This is a genomic window from Draconibacterium sediminis (assembly GCF_000949475.1).
Lineage (GTDB): Bacteria > Bacteroidota > Bacteroidia > Bacteroidales > Prolixibacteraceae > Draconibacterium > Draconibacterium sediminis.
In genome coordinates this window covers 335219-351305 of record NZ_JRHC01000002.1, presented here as the reverse complement: position 1 = coordinate 351305, position 16087 = coordinate 335219, and the positions used below count along the sequence as shown (strand labels likewise).

Below are 16087 nucleotides of genomic sequence, written 5' to 3'. Positions count from 1 at the left end.
TGAATAGCAAAGTGGAGATTTTTTAGCGTCTCCGAATCAAATATTACGTCATGAAGAAAATTGTTATAAACGGAGCAAACGGTTATGTTGCTTCTAATTTTATAAACGAATTGTTGTCAGAGAACTACAAGGTAGTTGCGCTTGCACGCAGTAATAAAAAATTTACTGCCGAAGAGCGGGTAAAAGCTGCCTTAAAAGAGATGAAGGACGGGGAGGCTATTGATTTTACAAATCTTGAGGTTCACGACTATTCGTTATTTGAAGCGGATTTTGCATTGCAGGAAAGTGAGTTGAAAACCATTTTCGGGGGAAACGTCGATTACTTTCATTTTGCAGCAAGTTTAAAATTTGACATAAAATCGAAAGAAGAAATTTTTGGAACCAATCTGCAGGGAGTAACCAATTCAATCAATACTTTTCAGAAATATTCGGCAAAAGAATCACGCTTCTATTTTGTAAGCACGGCCTATTCGTGCGGTCGTATTGATGAGCCGTTTAAAGAAAAGTTCTACGAAAATGCCGAGATTGATGCATTCCGTAATTACTACGAACAATCAAAACGATATGCCGAAAATGTAATTAAAGATTACATTGATAACAGGGGCTTAAACGCATGTATATTGCGTTTGTCGCAGGTGGTTGGAAACAACAAAACCGGCGTAACCAAAACCGATTACGGTATTTTCGATTTCTCGAAACGTGTACAAAACCTGGCCAAAAAATATCCAAACAGTGTAATTCGCTTAAAGGTTGATCCCGAATCAACTCAAAACCTTATTCCTATCGATACCGCAGTAACATACCTGATGAGTGCCGTAAAAGCCGAACAGGTGCCGGTTATTCTGAATTTAATTGCCAAAACCTCGGTGAAAAATAAAGATATACTGGGAAGCATCAGCAGTTTAATGCCGATTAACCTGGTGCCGGATTTAACGCTGGAGAAAGAACAAATGAATTCGCTCGAGCGGATTATGGCTATCGGCATGTCGTTTACAGGTGCTTATATCGATACCAATATTGCTTTCGATACAACAAATCTCGATTCGATTGTTGAAGAGGAAGTGAGCGAGGTAACTGCCGAATCGATACATCGTATGCTTAGCTATTTTCTGAATAGTGATACCGACCAGCAGGTATCCGAAATAAAGGCTGCCGTATAAATCATTGAATTTTTACCAACTAATTTTTAGGTTTACACCAATTAAGTTTAAACGAGGATTATGAAGAAAATTTTTGTACGTGGCGAGAATATTGTAAATCTCCCAAATGCGATCAGTTTATACCGTTTGTTAGCATTTCCTGTAATTTTTTATGCTGCTCTTGTTGGTAACGAATCGTTGTTTGTATGGTTGCTTTGTATTAGTTTGGTAAGCGATGTTGCCGATGGGAATCTGGCACGTTACCTCAAACAGCAAACGCATTTTGGTGCCGCGCTCGATAACCTGGCCGATATTTGTACTTATGCAATGGCCATTTTAGGTTTGTTTGTATTTAAGTGGGCCGATATTGAACCACACAGTTGGTTTTTATTCCTCTTTCTGGGATTGTTTGTAGTGAGTTACATCGTTTCGTTTGCGCGCTTCGGTAAAATACCGGGACTACACCTGTATTCAGCTGTTTCGGCCGGATATGTGCAAAGTATATTCTTTTTTGTATTGTTTGTATTCGGATTCTACGCCTGGTTCTTCTACCTCGCAGTAGGATGGGGAATTGTAGCCTACACCGAAAAAATATTTGTCCTCTTTAAACTCGACGATATAAAAATCGGGGTGAAGGGACTCTACTGGCTAATGAAAGCTGAAAAAGAAGCAAAATAATAACAAGCCACATCTTCGGATGTGGCTTTTTTGTTTGCCAAAGTATTTGATTTTAACGGGGGTAAAGTCGTATATTTGATTAAATCAAAATACACTTGACTCTTGAAACCAGCAACATTTATACTTCTCTTTCTTTTACTTTTTAGCTTTTGTGATTCAAAAGCTCAGGGCAAATTAAAGGATGCCTGGAATGAGCGCAATGCGCGAAAGGAGGCTGTTATAAAGGCCGGCGAACCGTGGTTGTCGCCCATGTTTGCACCGGCCTACACTGCTGATGCCGGTTTGTTGATTTCCGGAGGCATGTTATACTCATTCAGGGCAAATAAAAACGACAGCATCTCGCAACGTTCATCGCTTCCGGCCACTATATTCTACAGCACCAAAGGAAATTTTGGCATTCAGGCGCATTTGAGAACGTTTTGGCTGGAGGATAAATTTCGAATGAATGCCAGCCTTGTAATTCGCGATAAAGACAACAACTACTATGGAAAGGGATTTGATCAGATTGAAGCCAATCATCAATCGGATACTACAACTTTGTACCACGAAACCAATTCATCTTTTGATATTGACTTAATCTACAAATTAAAACCATCGGTTTATGTGGGTGCCAGTTTACGTCCGGCATATGTTGTAACAAAAGACTTTGCCCAGCCGGTAGAAAACGATCCATACCGGTCACAGTTCGGAGATACTTATTTTCTGAACGGAATTGGAGCACTTTTCGCTTACGATACCCGCGATATAGTTGTAAATGCCTGGCGCGGAGTTTATTTCCATTTTGCAGCTATGTTTTACGATAATTTGTGGGGTAGCAAGTACGATTACCAGGAATATACGCTCGATTTGCGGCACTATAAAACCCTAACGCGCCCGGGCAATGTGCTGGCGTTTCGGTTGTTTACCCGAAGCACCTATGGCGATGTGCCTATAACTGAGCTATCCGATTTCTCGGGAGGGAAAAACCTGCGGGGATATTTAATGGGGCATTACCGCGATAATACCATTTCTTTTATGCTTGGCGAATGGCGCTATACTTTTCAAAAAGCAGATGGACGCTTAAGCAAAAGCGGAATGGTAATTTGGCTTGGCGCAGGTAGTATTGCACCCGATGTGGTAAGTTTATCAAAATGGGTTCCGAATGGCGGAATTGGTTACCGGCTTGAATTGCAGCCACGAATGAATGTGTGTGTTGATTTTGGTGTGGGACGCGATTCTAAGGGCGTATACTTCAATTTTGTGGAAGCATTTTGATTTCTGCTTGGGCGTTATCTTCCTTAAATTCTTATCTTTAATCAACATTGAATACCGAATTGAAGTACAAGCTGTTCGATGCAGAAACACATTAAACACTTATTATTTCTGAGTCTGGTGGGATTGGTATTTGTTGCAAAAGCGCAAAAGCAAGATACCATTCGCATTCGTTTCGATCAGTTGTTAATGCTGAAAGACACCATTTATTATGGTGTGAATGATTCGGTGGTGATTCTTGAAGCAGATACGGAGCACGATATCATCAAAAATTTCCTGGTACGAAAACCATCGTATTACGAAAAGCATCCTGAAAAGATTGAATCGGCTACACGTTTGAATAGTCGTTACGGGAGTTTGCTGATGGGCTCGATACGAAGCAGGGAAGAACAGCTGCCGAAGGATTTCAATCCGTCCGACCAGTATTTTGCCTTCTATAAAAACCGGGTAATAAAAAACATTACGATTGAACGGGTGCCGGTGCTCGACGGCAATCTTTTTGATACCACCAATGTCGACCTCTCCGGATTTGGCCGTTTTCTGAACAAAACATACAGCCCGACCCGCGAACGTGTGATTCGTAAAAACCTTCATTTTAAGGAAAACGAACGGGTGACAGCACGTATTTTTTCGGATAACGAGCGCCTTTTTCGTGAGCTCTCATACATAGAAGATGCTTTTATTAAAATTTCGCCGGTTGGGAATTCAAGCGATTCGGTAAACGTAACGGTTATGGTTAAAGACCGATACCCGATTGGTGTAAGTGGCGATGTTAACAGTTACAATGCTTTTGAAGTGGAACCTTACTCGCGAAATTTTGCCGGGCTGGGGCACAGCATCGGGATAATTGGCGAATTTGATGCCGACACCGAAGAGAAGTTCGGTTATGGGGCTTTTTATGGCATAAACAATATGTGGGGCACTTTTTTCGACAGTGAAATCCGCTACCAAAATGGTGTTGATCGTGAGAATTTCAGGATACAGTTTGAAAAACCGTTTTCGACAACGCACACCAAAAACGGGGGTGAGATAATTTACGATCACCTGCGCGAAAAAGTGTCGGACCACCCCTATGTAAACGATTCGCTGGAGAATGATAACAGCCGGTATAATTTATCTTATTTTGATTTGTGGCTGGGACATTCGTTCTTTTTTCACAGAGATATTACCCGGCCATTTTTGAATGTTGCGGCGCGTTACGTTTCGTATAAATACAAAAACCAACCACTGCTAGATGAAACTACAAACTACCAGTTTCATAACCGGCAGTTGTATTTGGCGGGTTTGTCGTGGCAGCAGGTGTCGTACATAAAAACCAGTCGCCTGTTGCAATACGGAACGGTTGAAGATGTGCCAATCGGTTACAACCTGAATGTAACAGCGGGGTGGGAGAAAACCAGTTTTTACGAGCGTTCGTACTCGGGGCTGCGTGCCAACTACTCGTTGTATTTTAACAATGCCGGTATTTTTTCGGCGTACACCGAGGCGGGTGGTTATTTAAACGGCTCGAAGCTGGAAGACGGACTTGCCGGGCTGCGTTTCGATTATTTAAGTCCGCTAAGCCGGCTGGGGAAATACGAAATACGAAATATTTTTGAACTGAAATTTAATGCTGTGCGCAATCCACGGTATTTTATTCCTTACTATTCAACACGCACTTTTGCAACCGATTATTTAACGGGCTACAAAAACTATTCGAATCTGGCAGTGTTTTACCGGCCGGTTTTTTATTCCAACTACCAGATCTGGGGATTTCGTTTTTCGTTTAATCCTTATGTAAATGTTGGCTGGTTATCAAAATCAAACGCAGCTACAAGAGAAGTAGATCGTTATTCTGAAATTGGAATTTGGGCCAGCACCAAAAACGAGAGTTTGATTTTTCCGGCTATGCACCTGCAATTCGGTTATTTCCCAAATCGGTTGGAACAGGAACCGCGTTTTGTTTTTACCTTGGTTTTTAAAGACATCAAAGTATTTAAGAACTTTACTTCGCTAAAACCGGAGGCTGCACATCCGGCCCGAATGTTTAACCTAAAAGATTGAATACAGGCTTAAACAAACTTTTAAAGCAAAAAACAATTTTGAGGCTTAAACTTTTGTTTAAACGGTGTCGGATGTTCCTTTCGGGGCTAAAACGTTTGTTTAAACGTTCAGCGGACGGTTTTTTGGCTTTAAACTTTAGTTTAAGACTTAGAACCGGAAAAAAAGTAGAGCTACCTGTAAGTCGATTGTTGTTGGGGAATGATTTCTTAAAGGAATAGTTGTAAATTAAGTATCCATAAAAATAAAACAGGGTGAATGAATCAGCAACAAATCATGAAGCACTGAGTCGTAGGTGTATATTTCGGTTTTACGAAGAGTTGAATGATTTTCTGCCTGTTCATCAACGTAAAAAACCGTTTGAATATACTTTTACGGGGACGCCATCGGTGAAAAACAGCATCGAAGCAATTGGTGTGCCGCACACTGAAGTGGATTTAATATTGGTTGACGGTGTATCTGTTGATTTTGAGACTTTGCTGATAGGAGGGGAGCACGTTTCCGTTTATCCGGTTTTTGAGTCGATGGATATATCGCCTGTGGTTCGTTTACGCCCAAAACCTTTGCGTGAAACCCGATTTGTTGTAGATGTTAACCTGGGGAAACTGGCTCAGAAGTTACGTTTGCTGGGATTTGATACACTTTTTCGCAACAACCTGGAGGATGATGAGATTGTGCAAATCTCGGTGGCTGAAAAGCGAATTATTTTAACCCGCGATAAAGGCGTTTTGAAACATACTGCAGCAACACACGGTTACTGGGTGCGCAACAGCGATCCGCAAAAACAACTTCGTGAGGTGGTGGAACGGTTGCAACTTCAGAACAGCTTTCGGCCATTTTCACGCTGTTCCAATTGCAACGGAAGTTTAACAGCAGTTGATGCCGAAGAGGTAAAAGACAAAGTTCCTGAAGATACGTTTTCGATGTGTAACGAATTCTGGAAGTGCGATGGTTGCGGACAGATTTACTGGGATGGAACACACTACCGCAAGATTCTGAAGTGGATTGAAGGATTAAAATAGGGGGCTTTCGTATTTACTTTCGCCTGTTACGTCGCCAGTAAATATAAAGAATAACGATTATTACCGGCAGCACAATAAAAACGATAATATTGGTTAAGGTCAACTCCAAAGGCTCAGGGGTGCCCGTAGGAATTCCACTCGGAGCCTGTGCCATTGCAACTGCTGTAATCAAAAGTAAAAAGGTGAATAGGCCTGTTTTTTTTATCATGCGCTGTAAGTTTATTATTCTTACTAATAAAGCAAGTAGGTGGGGTGGTTTGTTCAATGATATTCGATTAATTTTTATTCGTGAGAAAACGAAGAGTCAGTAAAATTATGCTTCTCTAATAACATTACATTTTATCTGCTATGCTTTACCCTTCACCCTATCGGGAGCTCCCCTTAATAGGGGAGCCTGTTGATGGTAACTCCGGTAGCTCGCAACAAATTTTCGTATATCCTGGTTAAAAAGCTTTTTTCCCTTTGTAAGGGAAAATGTCGACAGACAAAAGGGTAGAGCGTTCAGGATTTCTCTCAATAAGTTCGATTGCATGTTTAAACGTTATCCTAACTTTGAGCATAAAAAAACCGCTCCATCAGTTGACGGAACGGTTTTATATTTAGCGCAAAGTATTCTTACTTCTTGTAGATTTTTTTGTATCCGTAAATGGCGCTTGCACCCAATTCTTCTTCAATACGAAGTAGCTGGTTGTATTTTGCCATACGGTCTGAGCGGCTCATCGAACCTGTTTTAATCTGGCCAGAGTTGGTAGCCACTGCAATGTCGGCAATTGTTGAATCTTCAGTTTCACCCGAGCGGTGAGAAGTTACTGAAGTATAACCGGCACGGTGTGCCATCTCAATGGCGTCCAAGGTTTCAGTTAAAGTACCAATTTGGTTTACTTTAATAAGGATTGAGTTTGCAGCACCCAATTCGATACCTTTTTGCAGGTACTCAACGTTGGTTACAAAAAGGTCGTCGCCAACCAACTGGCATTTGTCACCAATTGCAGCGTTCAGTTTTACCCATCCGTCCCAGTCGCCTTCGTCCATACCGTCTTCGATTGAATCGATAGGGTATTTTGAAATCAATTCTGCCAGGTAAGCAGCTTGTTCGTCAGAAGTACGTTTTACACCGTTTGGTTCGAAAATGCTGTAATCGTAAACGCCATTTTTGTAGAACTCTGATGAAGCACAGTCCATAGCGATAGAAACATCGCCACCGTCTTCGGCACGGCCCGGTTTGTAACCGGCGTTTTTAATGGCAGTAAGAATTGATTCGATCGCCTCTTCAGTACCACCTAACATTGGAGCAAAACCACCTTCGTCGCCAACTGCAGTTGAAAGGTTTTTAGCAGCCAATACTTTTTTCAGTGCGTGGAAAACTTCAGCACCCATACGCAAACCTTCGCGGAAAGTCGGCGCACCAATCGGGCGGATCATAAATTCCTGGAAAGCGATGGTTGCATCAGAGTGCGAACCACCGTTAATGATGTTCATCATCGGAACAGGCAATGTTTTTGCGTTTGTTCCGCCGATGTACTTGTATAAAGGAAGCTCAGAGTACTCAGCAGCCGCTTTTGCAACCGCCAGTGAAACACCTAACATAGCGTTTGCACCCAGGTTAGATTTTGTTTTGGTACCGTCGAGTTCCAATAGTTTGCTATCGATAGCCACCTGGTCGGTAGCATCCATACCAATAATTTCTTTTGCAATAACGTCGTTAACGTTTGCTACTGCTTTTAAACAGCCTTTTCCTAAGTAACGGCTTTTGTCGCCATCACGTAATTCAAGTGCTTCGTTTTCTCCGGTTGACGCTCCTGACGGAACAGCCGCACGGCCGAATGCACCACTTTCGAGTATTACATCAACTTCAACAGTTGGGTTACCACGAGAATCGATAATCTCTCTTGCTTTTACGTCGCTAATTAACATTGTAAGTAGTTTTTATTTATTTAACTTTTCAAGATTGCTAGTGCAATTACAGGATTGTAAACGCTGAGGCGCTTAAATTGTTTCACGAAATTACGAAGATTGATAAATAGTTTACTCCTTTTTAATGTGAATTTAAGATCATTAAATTGGTTCAGAATATAATGTGTTAAGTGGGCGAGGGGAGCTGAGTAGTTTGAGATCAGTTTGTCACAGGAATTACTATTCTTCTGTGGTATACGTTATAGTACGAATCCGGAGGAGTGTTCCTAACTAGATCTCGTTATTTTCTTTCAGAATATCATAAACAAGAGCAGTGGCATCGTCAACCACTTTCCGGCAAATAATTTTGTGGTGTTTCCGGTCTTGTACCTCAGTTTCGGTAGCATGTTTAATTAACAGTTGACGGCAATTGGTAGTTCCGTGAATATCCTCCACCAGTTTGTTTAATTCGCGAACTTTTGTGTAGCTGTTCAGTTTGGTGTCCAGGTCTTTTGGTTCTTCGTTACCGAATGCCAGGCCCAATACCATAAAACCGCCCGTTACAGCTCCGCAAGTTTCGCGTAAACGGCCCATTCCTCCTCCAAAAGTAGATGAAATGCGCTTGGCCATGGTTTTATCCAGCTTAAAATGATCGGCAAAAGCAAGTAACACCGACTGCGAGCAGGCATAACCTTCATCAAAATGATTTAGTGCCTCCTCAATGATGAATTCTTTTGTGGTATTTTTAGTCGCGCACATATGATTAAAAAAGAAAGGCACAAAGCTATGGATTTCTCCTAAACTTTGCGCCTTAGCTATATCTTTTTCACAACTAATTGTTGCGAATGGTATCTGAATTAAGCTTGCGAAACTGCTACTGCAACAGCAACAGAAGCACCAACCATCGGGTTGTTACCCATTCCGATCAATCCCATCATCTCAACGTGAGCAGGAACTGATGAAGAACCGGCGAACTGAGCATCAGAGTGCATACGTCCCATAGTGTCAGTCATACCGTATGAAGCAGGACCGGCAGCCATGTTATCCGGGTGAAGCGTACGACCAGTACCACCACCAGAAGCAACTGAGAAGTATTTTTTACCTTGCTCTAAACACTCTTTTTTGTACGTACCTGCAACCGGGTGCTGGAAACGAGTTGGGTTAGTTGAGTTACCGGTAATCGATACATCAACACCTTCTTTATGAAGAATAGCAACACCTTCGCGTACATCGTCGGCACCGTAGCAGTTTACTTCGCCACGTAATCCTTCAGAATAACGCTTACGGCTAACTTCTACAACTTCGCCTGTAACGTAGTCGAATTTAGTTTGAACGTAAGTAAAACCGTTGATACGTGAGATAATTTTTGCAGCGTCTTTTCCTAATCCGTTAAGGATTACACGTAAAGGCTCTTTACGAACGCGGTTAGCGAAGTTGGCAATTTTAATTGCACCTTCAGCGGCAGCGAATGATTCGTGACCAGCCAACAGTGCGAAACACTTAGTTTCTTCGCGCAACAACATTGCAGCCAGGTTACCATGACCGATACCTACTTTTCTGTCGTCAGCAACCGATCCCGGAATACAGAAAGCCTGTAAACCTTCGCCTAAAGTTGCAGCAATCTCTGAAGCCACAGTCTGGCCTTTTTTAATGGCAATTGCAGCACCAACGATATAAGCCCACATTGCGTTTTCGAATGCGATAGGCTGAGTATCTTTTACAATTTGGTATACATCAACACCTTTGTCGTCGCAAATTTGTTTTGCTTCTTCTACCGAAGCAATTCCATATGAATTTAAAACAGCTTCAATCTGTTTAATCCTTCTATCGTAACTTTCAAATAATGGCATAATTCTTTCCTCCTATTCTTTACGTGGGTCAATGGTTTTTACTGCATCGGCGAAACGTCCGTATGTTCCGGTAGCTTCTTTCAATGCTTCGTTAGCATCTTTACCCGACTTAATCATGTCCATCATTCTTCCAAGCTGAACAAACTCGTAACCGATAATTTCGTTATCAGCATCCAAACCGATTTTCGAAACGTAACCTTCAGCTACTTCAAGGTAACGAGGTCCTTTTGCCGATGTTCCGTACAAAGTACCGGTAACACCACGTAAACCTTTACCTAAATCTTCAAGACCGGCACCAATTGGCAGACCACCTTCAGAGAAAGCAGTTTGCGAACGACCGTAAACGATCTGAAGGAATAACTCGCGCATTGCAGTGTTAATAGCATCACAAACAAGGTCGGTATTCAATGCTTCAAGGATTGTTTTTCCGGGAAGAATTTCTGAAGCCATTGCAGCCGAGTGAGTCATACCGGTACAACCGATAGTTTCAATCAACGCCTCTTCAATAATTCCTTCTTTAACGTTCAATGTTAATTTACATGCACCTTGCTGTGGCGCACACCAACCAACACCGTGGGTTAAACCCGAAATGTCTGTAACTTCTTTGGCTTTAGTCCAACTTCCTTCCTGTGGAATTGGAGCCGGGCCATGATTTGCTCCCTTAGCAACGCAAATCATACCTTCAACTTCGTGTGTAAAACTCATATTAATATTTATTTTCTGGTTTTTTTGCTGAAACAGCTAAATAGGCTCTAAATTCCGAGCTTTTAGGTCTGTCTTAACTGCGGCGTGAAAATATTAAATAATTGTTCTACAGTACCCACTAAAAATGCTTATTGGAAACTACATTTTGTTTATTAACGTTTAGTTAAAGTATTGAAAGTAAAGGATTAAAAGGTCTTGAATTGCTTATTGCTGTTTGAGTTTCATGTGATTAACAGCCGTACTTAAATTGGTATAATCTGCAGCTGCAAAAGAGTAAAAAGAGGATGGGGGAAAGCATGGCGTATTAATGATATTCTTCGCGGTATTTTAGCCCTTTTTCGTAACGAACAACATCCAGTTCCTGGAAGGTTACCAGCCCACCGCGCTGGCTGTTGTCAAGTATTTGGTTTAGCTTTTCAATAAAACGGTCAATCTTGTCAATGTTATCGATTATTTCAATGGTAACGGGCAAATCGCTCGACAAGGCAAAAATCTTCATGGTGTGTATGCTGTGGCTGGCACCAAACGACATTATTCCTTTATAAACGGTGGCGCCGGCCAAACCGGCATTTCGTGCTTCAAACACAATTTCTTCAAACAACACCCGGCCATTTATTTTATCCGATTCTCCAATGTAGATCTTCAGGATTCCTGTTTTTTCTGTTGTTTTCATCGCGTTGTTAATTTTAGGTTTTCACTACAAGGTTTTACAGAAAACAGAGCTAATTAGTTTCAAATTGAACGGATTTATGGAGCTCAGAATTTTTAAGTGGTGATTCTTTCAGATAAGAATTTTAATGGCTGAACAATTGTCTGGAAGTGAATGTTTTAAAATAATACCATATGGTATTTTAATAGAGCTATTTTCTCACCAAAAACTACAAGATGAAAAAGATTTTAATTACAGGTTGCAGTTCGGGTTTCGGTTATTTGGCGGCTAAATATTTGGCTGAAAAAGGACATCATGTTATTGCCACAATGCGTAATGTTGATAGTAAAAACTTGAAACCGGCAGCTGAACTTAAGGAGTTTGCTAAAACAAATAATTACAAAATGGAGGTGCTCGAAATGGATGTTACCTCAGATGAAAGTGTTAAGGCGGCAGCTGCAAAACTGCCAACTATCGATGTTTTGATCAATAATGCCGGTTTAGGTTATGGCGGTGCAATGGAAGCCTTTTCTCCTGATGCTGTATTGGCGCAGCTCGATTTAAACATTGTAGGTAATATTCGCGTGGCTCAGGCGGTTCTGCCGGGTATGCGTGCGCAAAAGTCAGGACTTATCATTCAGCTGAGTTCCGTGGCCGGGCGTGGTGCGTTTCCCGCATTTGGCGTTTATAATGCCAGTAAATGGGGCGTAGAAGGGTTGAGCGAAGCCATGCGTTATGAATTGGCACCCTTTGGAATTGATGTTGCCATTGTAGAACCCGGACCTTTTGAAACGAAATTTTTTGGAAACCTTGTTCAGGCCGAAAACGAAGAAGTGGCTCAGGCTTATCAGCATGTAAAAGAGTTTGCTGATGGTTTTGCACAGAATGTAATGAATTTATTTGCCGATGAGAATGCACCAACAGATCCGATGATTATTGTTCGGATTTTTGAAGATCTGATTAATGCGGAACCCGGAACAAGACCGTTACGAACCATTGGAGGCCTCGATTTTGGACTGCAAAAATTAAATGATGTGGTTGATCCAATCAGAAAAGAATTGCTTGAAGGAATGGGGATTGCCGAACTGGATGGGGTAAAAAAGTAATCGTATAGAAAATTAATAAGGAACAGATCCGGGTTACATTGTTGTGATCCGGATTTTACTTTTTAATGAATTACTGCCCGCACCAAAATCATACCCAGGTACACCGCCAGCAGTCCAAAAAATAAACTTCCGCCCACGTTCAGGAAAAATTGTCCGTAGGTTTGTTCTTTTAACATCGTGAGGTTGTTGTAGGCAAACGATGAAAAAGTAGTGAATCCGCCACAAAAACCAACTGCTAAAAACATACGCCACTCGGCGTTCAGCAGGTTGCCTTTTTGCGCCAGCGCGAAAACGATACCAATAATAAAACTTCCGGCCATGTTGGCTACAAATGTTCCCCACGGAAAAGTAGTGCTCATCCCTTTCTCAACAAAAATCTGAACCAGGTAACGTAAAACACTTCCGATAAAACCTCCGGTGCCAACCAGTAATATTGTTCGCAGCATGTTTTTGTTTTTTTGATATTAATTGATTGAATTTGTCATACAAATTATTTTCGATTTGTACAGCCAAGCCAAACAATCTGTTATTTTTAAGCTTTCAAAAATAGTAAAAAATGCAGGTACGATATTTTTCTCTACTTTTTCTTCTGATTTTTAGCGGGCAGATCCTCGCTCAAAACAGTTTTAAATCAGCTATTGAAACACTTCTTCAGCAAGAAGATTACAAAAATGCTTCGGTTGGAATGAATGTGGTCGACCTCAATTCGGACGAAACGGTTTATAGCCTGAATTCTGAAAAATTGTTGGTTCCGGCTTCAACCATGAAGATGATCACTTCGGGAACTGCTTTGGAAATTTTAGGGGCTGATTACCGTTTTAAAACACAAATTGCGTACTCCGGAAAGATTGATAAAGAAGGCGTTTTAGATGGTGATTTAGTATTGATTGGCGGGGCAGATCCGGCTTTGGGATCGGAATATTTTCAGGATCATTATTTTGAGTTTCTGAAAAACTGGGCCAAACAGGTAAAAGCTTCGGGCATAAAAAAAGTAAAAGGCAATTTAATTCTCGACGGTGGAATTTACGACACCGAACGAATTCCTGACAGCTGGGTATGGGGCGATATTGGCAATTATTACGGCGCCGGACCCAATGCTTTTACTGTATTTGATAATATGTACCGAATAACATTTTCATCGCCAAAAAAGGAAGGAAAACTCACAAAGGTGATTCAAACCTATCCGAAGATTGATGGTCTGCAAATCGATAACGAAGTACTTTCGGCGGATAATAACAGCGACAACGCCTATGTTTTTGGCGGCCCTTTTGACAAACACAGAATAATTCGTGGTACCATTCCTCGGAACCGTAAAGCTTTCACAATTAAAGCATCTGTCCCTGCTCCTGAAGAGATTTTGGCTGCCGCATTCTTACAAAATCTTTTAGCTGAAGGTGTTTTTGTGGATGGCGAAACACGCTTCGGGAATAATGTGAGCGATAAAACAACGTTGATTTATACCCAGGAATCGCCAACATTAGCAGAAATTGCAGAGGTACTTAACTATGAAAGTGTAAACCTGTTTGCCGAGCATTTTTTGAAACAAATTGCTGTTGAAAAAAATGGATTGGGAAATCGAAATGATGCTATTGACCTGGTAGAAAACTATTGGGAAGAGCAGGGACTAAGCATGGAAAACATTTTTATGGAAGACGGCAGCGGACTGTCGCACTTTAATGCGGTGTCTCCAGCGTTCTTTACCCGTTTTTTAACACGAATGGCATCAAACGATGCTTTTGTGGAGTCGTTACCTGTTGCGGGCAAGGGAACTTTTAAACGTTTCGATACCGAAAAACTTCCCGGGAAAACCTTACAGGCAAAAAGCGGCTCAATGACTCGTGTACGTTGTTATTCGGGCTACCTTACCACCGATAAAGGTCACAAACTGGTATTCTCGTTTATGTTTAACCATTTTGGTGGTTCGCACAGTGCATTGATCAAGGAAATTGAACAACTTTTTATTCTGCTAAAGGAAAACTATTAGCATAATACCTTTCTTAATAATCATCTCTTTCTAGAATATGTATTTTGTAAGTATTTGATTACTAATTCTTAATAGTCGGTTGCTTATTTAGAATTAGTTTAAGTGTTGACTTATAACTCTTATTGTCGTAACTTGTAATCACCATTAAATGATTGAAGCTCCTAAAAGTTTCAATAAATACAGAAGATAATAACCACAGCCCTTTTCGTATAGGATTTCCTTTTTTAAGGACGCAAATAACTATGTTTTACTTGTAAGTGGACATAAACTGAAAAGGTGATTATGGTTTACGAAACTCTTCAAATTCTCAAAGAACAACTGGACAACTATCTGGACGATGCCGGATTGGGAAAAATTGTCGTTTTGGAAAATCTTGCACTGCTGGATTCCGGAAGCGATAAGGCCAAGAACCTTGAAGGCAAGGTGATTATCTCTTTGCTGAGTGTTCAGGAAGAATCAACGTTAAAAAATCTTCCCACAAGTCATGTGGTTAATAATAAAGCCGAATATTATAATCCGGCCGTAAATATTAACCTCTTTTTTATGGTTAGTGCCAATTGCGATATGTATTCCAATTCATTGATCAGCATTACAAAAACACTGGAGTATTTCCAGGGGAAAAAAGTGTTTACCGCTCAAAATACAGCGTATAACCGCTCGAATGTATCGATGCAGGAACTCGACGATTTTAAGTTCGTTGTAGATCTTTATACCCCGGGTTTCGAGGTGTGGAATCACATTTGGGGAACCCACGGAGGACGCCAGTTACCTTCAGTAATCTATAAAGTACAACTGCTACAGGTTGACCGACGCAAGAAACAAGCAGGCACAGAACTAATAACAAAAATAAAAGGAAACCTAAAGGACATTAATTAATGAGCTTTTCATCCATATATAAGCCTTTATTCGGTGTAAATATTTTACACAAATACTTCCTGAATAAAGGAACTGAAGATTATTTCAGTATGTCTGATGTTGAAAAAGAAAAACAGTTGGCCGGCTATCCACTTTCCGACCTCATTTCTATCGTTCCTTCAGCAACTACCAGTCAAAAACTTCGCGGTCATAAACTAATCCTCAAAAACACCAACCGGGGTTTTATGGTCTGGACAAAAGTATCAGAGAGCGATTCTAACAGTCCCTTTATTCCATTAAACGACTCTCTGCACTTCACTTTTCTGCTGAAAACTTTAAACAGCACATTCAATCACTTTACACAAGTCGGGCTGTCAAATGCCGGTCAATTGTTTTTCTTTTCCAATAATCGTTTGTCGACTGAAGATCCGGGGTTTCCTTTAATTAAAAAATCGAATAGCAATGCTGCGATTGACGATACTTACCGATTAAATTCAGAAAGTATCAAAAATGAACTGGAGCAACTAACCCGTAACGAACAAAACAACCTGATTGGTATTATCCGAATTGGAATGATGGGCGAAAACGGCTCGTATCATGTAATCAAACCAAACGGTACCTTACGAAACGATCTGCGCGAATTCAACATAGTTTTTGCTAACCGGAAAACAACCTGGCGCTATTTTTTTAATACCAACCAGCAAACGCATAACAGCGACGATGTTAAAAAGGAAAACGGAAATGCCCGCCAGCTGGTAACAAAAACAGAACATCCGCTAACCGCAAGAGGCTTTATCAGCATAAAATTGGGAGACCAGGAATTGCCTAATCCCGATGTGCTGCGAATAAATGCAAACAGCACATTAACAAAAATATATTCAGAAATATACATGTAACACATTAAATCAAAACAGT

The 16087-nt window shown here is 41.0% G+C and carries 16 protein-coding genes; 9 read left to right on the top strand and 7 right to left on the bottom strand.

Features of this window, described 5'->3' with window-relative positions; translation table 11 throughout:
* Window positions 1-50: 50 nt before the first annotated feature.
* From LH29_RS11345 to LH29_RS11325, 5 genes are all read left to right on the top strand, one after another.
* The gene (locus tag LH29_RS11345; protein WP_045029749.1) at window positions 51-1160 is read left to right on the top strand and encodes an SDR family oxidoreductase; all 1110 of its coding nucleotides are present in this window, start codon (window positions 51-53) and stop codon (window positions 1158-1160) included.
* A 60-nt stretch (window positions 1161-1220) separates the two neighbouring features.
* Window positions 1221-1817, top strand: coding sequence for a CDP-alcohol phosphatidyltransferase family protein (locus LH29_RS11340; protein ID WP_045029747.1), 597 nt, complete (start codon window positions 1221-1223; stop codon window positions 1815-1817).
* Window positions 1818-1919: 102 nt separating this feature from the next.
* Window positions 1920-3071, top strand: coding sequence for a BamA/TamA family outer membrane protein (locus LH29_RS11335; protein ID WP_045029744.1), 1152 nt, complete (start codon window positions 1920-1922; stop codon window positions 3069-3071).
* A 78-nt stretch (window positions 3072-3149) separates the two neighbouring features.
* Window positions 3150-5111: a BamA/TamA family outer membrane protein gene (locus tag LH29_RS11330; protein ID WP_045029741.1), complete on the top strand. Its 1962-nt coding sequence runs from the start codon at window positions 3150-3152 to the stop codon at window positions 5109-5111.
* A 251-nt stretch (window positions 5112-5362) separates the two neighbouring features.
* Window positions 5363-6130: a Mut7-C RNAse domain-containing protein gene (locus LH29_RS11325; RefSeq protein ID WP_045029739.1), complete on the top strand. Its 768-nt coding sequence runs from the start codon at window positions 5363-5365 to the stop codon at window positions 6128-6130.
* 13 nt (window positions 6131-6143) lie between these two features.
* Here the strand turns inward: LH29_RS11325 and LH29_RS11320 are convergent, their stop codons facing one another.
* From LH29_RS11320 to LH29_RS11290, 6 genes are all read right to left on the bottom strand, one after another.
* Complete coding sequence (locus LH29_RS11320; RefSeq protein ID WP_045029736.1) at window positions 6144-6338, bottom strand: hypothetical protein; 195 nt, start codon at window positions 6336-6338, stop codon at window positions 6144-6146.
* 407 nt (window positions 6339-6745) lie between these two features.
* The gene (eno, locus tag LH29_RS11310) at window positions 6746-8044 is read right to left on the bottom strand and encodes a phosphopyruvate hydratase (protein ID WP_045029731.1); all 1299 of its coding nucleotides are present in this window, start codon (window positions 8042-8044) and stop codon (window positions 6746-6748) included.
* 270 nt (window positions 8045-8314) lie between these two features.
* Window positions 8315-8782, bottom strand: a complete 468-nt coding sequence (locus tag LH29_RS11305; RefSeq protein WP_045029728.1) for a C-GCAxxG-C-C family protein — start codon at window positions 8780-8782, stop codon at window positions 8315-8317.
* 98 nt (window positions 8783-8880) lie between these two features.
* Window positions 8881-9873 carry a GGGtGRT protein gene (locus LH29_RS11300; protein ID WP_045029725.1) on the bottom strand — a complete coding sequence of 331 codons (993 nt, stop codon included), beginning with the start codon at window positions 9871-9873 and terminating at the stop codon, window positions 8881-8883.
* A gap of 12 nt (window positions 9874-9885) precedes the next feature.
* Window positions 9886-10578: an iron-sulfur cluster assembly scaffold protein gene (locus LH29_RS11295; protein ID WP_045029722.1), complete on the bottom strand. Its 693-nt coding sequence runs from the start codon at window positions 10576-10578 to the stop codon at window positions 9886-9888.
* 304 nt (window positions 10579-10882) lie between these two features.
* The gene (locus tag LH29_RS11290; RefSeq protein WP_045029719.1) at window positions 10883-11251 is read right to left on the bottom strand and encodes a DUF190 domain-containing protein; all 369 of its coding nucleotides are present in this window, start codon (window positions 11249-11251) and stop codon (window positions 10883-10885) included.
* A 212-nt stretch (window positions 11252-11463) separates the two neighbouring features.
* On the opposite strand from LH29_RS11290, the gene LH29_RS11285 reads away from it, so the two are divergent.
* Window positions 11464-12333 carry an SDR family oxidoreductase gene (locus LH29_RS11285; protein WP_045029717.1) on the top strand — a complete coding sequence of 290 codons (870 nt, stop codon included), beginning with the start codon at window positions 11464-11466 and terminating at the stop codon, window positions 12331-12333.
* Between the two features lie 62 nt (window positions 12334-12395).
* Here the strand turns inward: LH29_RS11285 and crcB are convergent, their stop codons facing one another.
* A complete protein-coding gene (gene crcB / locus LH29_RS11280) occupies window positions 12396-12779 on the bottom strand; it encodes a fluoride efflux transporter CrcB (protein ID WP_045029714.1) in 384 nt (127 codons plus the stop codon).
* Between the two features lie 110 nt (window positions 12780-12889).
* Between crcB and dacB the strand changes: the two genes are divergently transcribed.
* The 3 genes from dacB (at window position 12890) to LH29_RS11265 (ending at window position 16068) form a co-directional block, all read left to right on the top strand.
* The gene (gene dacB / locus LH29_RS11275; protein WP_045029711.1) at window positions 12890-14317 is read left to right on the top strand and encodes a D-alanyl-D-alanine carboxypeptidase/D-alanyl-D-alanine endopeptidase; all 1428 of its coding nucleotides are present in this window, start codon (window positions 12890-12892) and stop codon (window positions 14315-14317) included.
* 282 nt (window positions 14318-14599) lie between these two features.
* The gene (locus LH29_RS11270; protein ID WP_045029708.1) at window positions 14600-15193 is read left to right on the top strand and encodes a DUF4255 domain-containing protein; all 594 of its coding nucleotides are present in this window, start codon (window positions 14600-14602) and stop codon (window positions 15191-15193) included.
* A complete protein-coding gene (locus tag LH29_RS11265) occupies window positions 15193-16068 on the top strand; it encodes a hypothetical protein (protein ID WP_045029706.1) in 876 nt (291 codons plus the stop codon). Before LH29_RS11270 ends, LH29_RS11265 begins: the two co-directional genes overlap by 1 nt.
* Window positions 16069-16087: the final 19 nt, after the last annotated feature.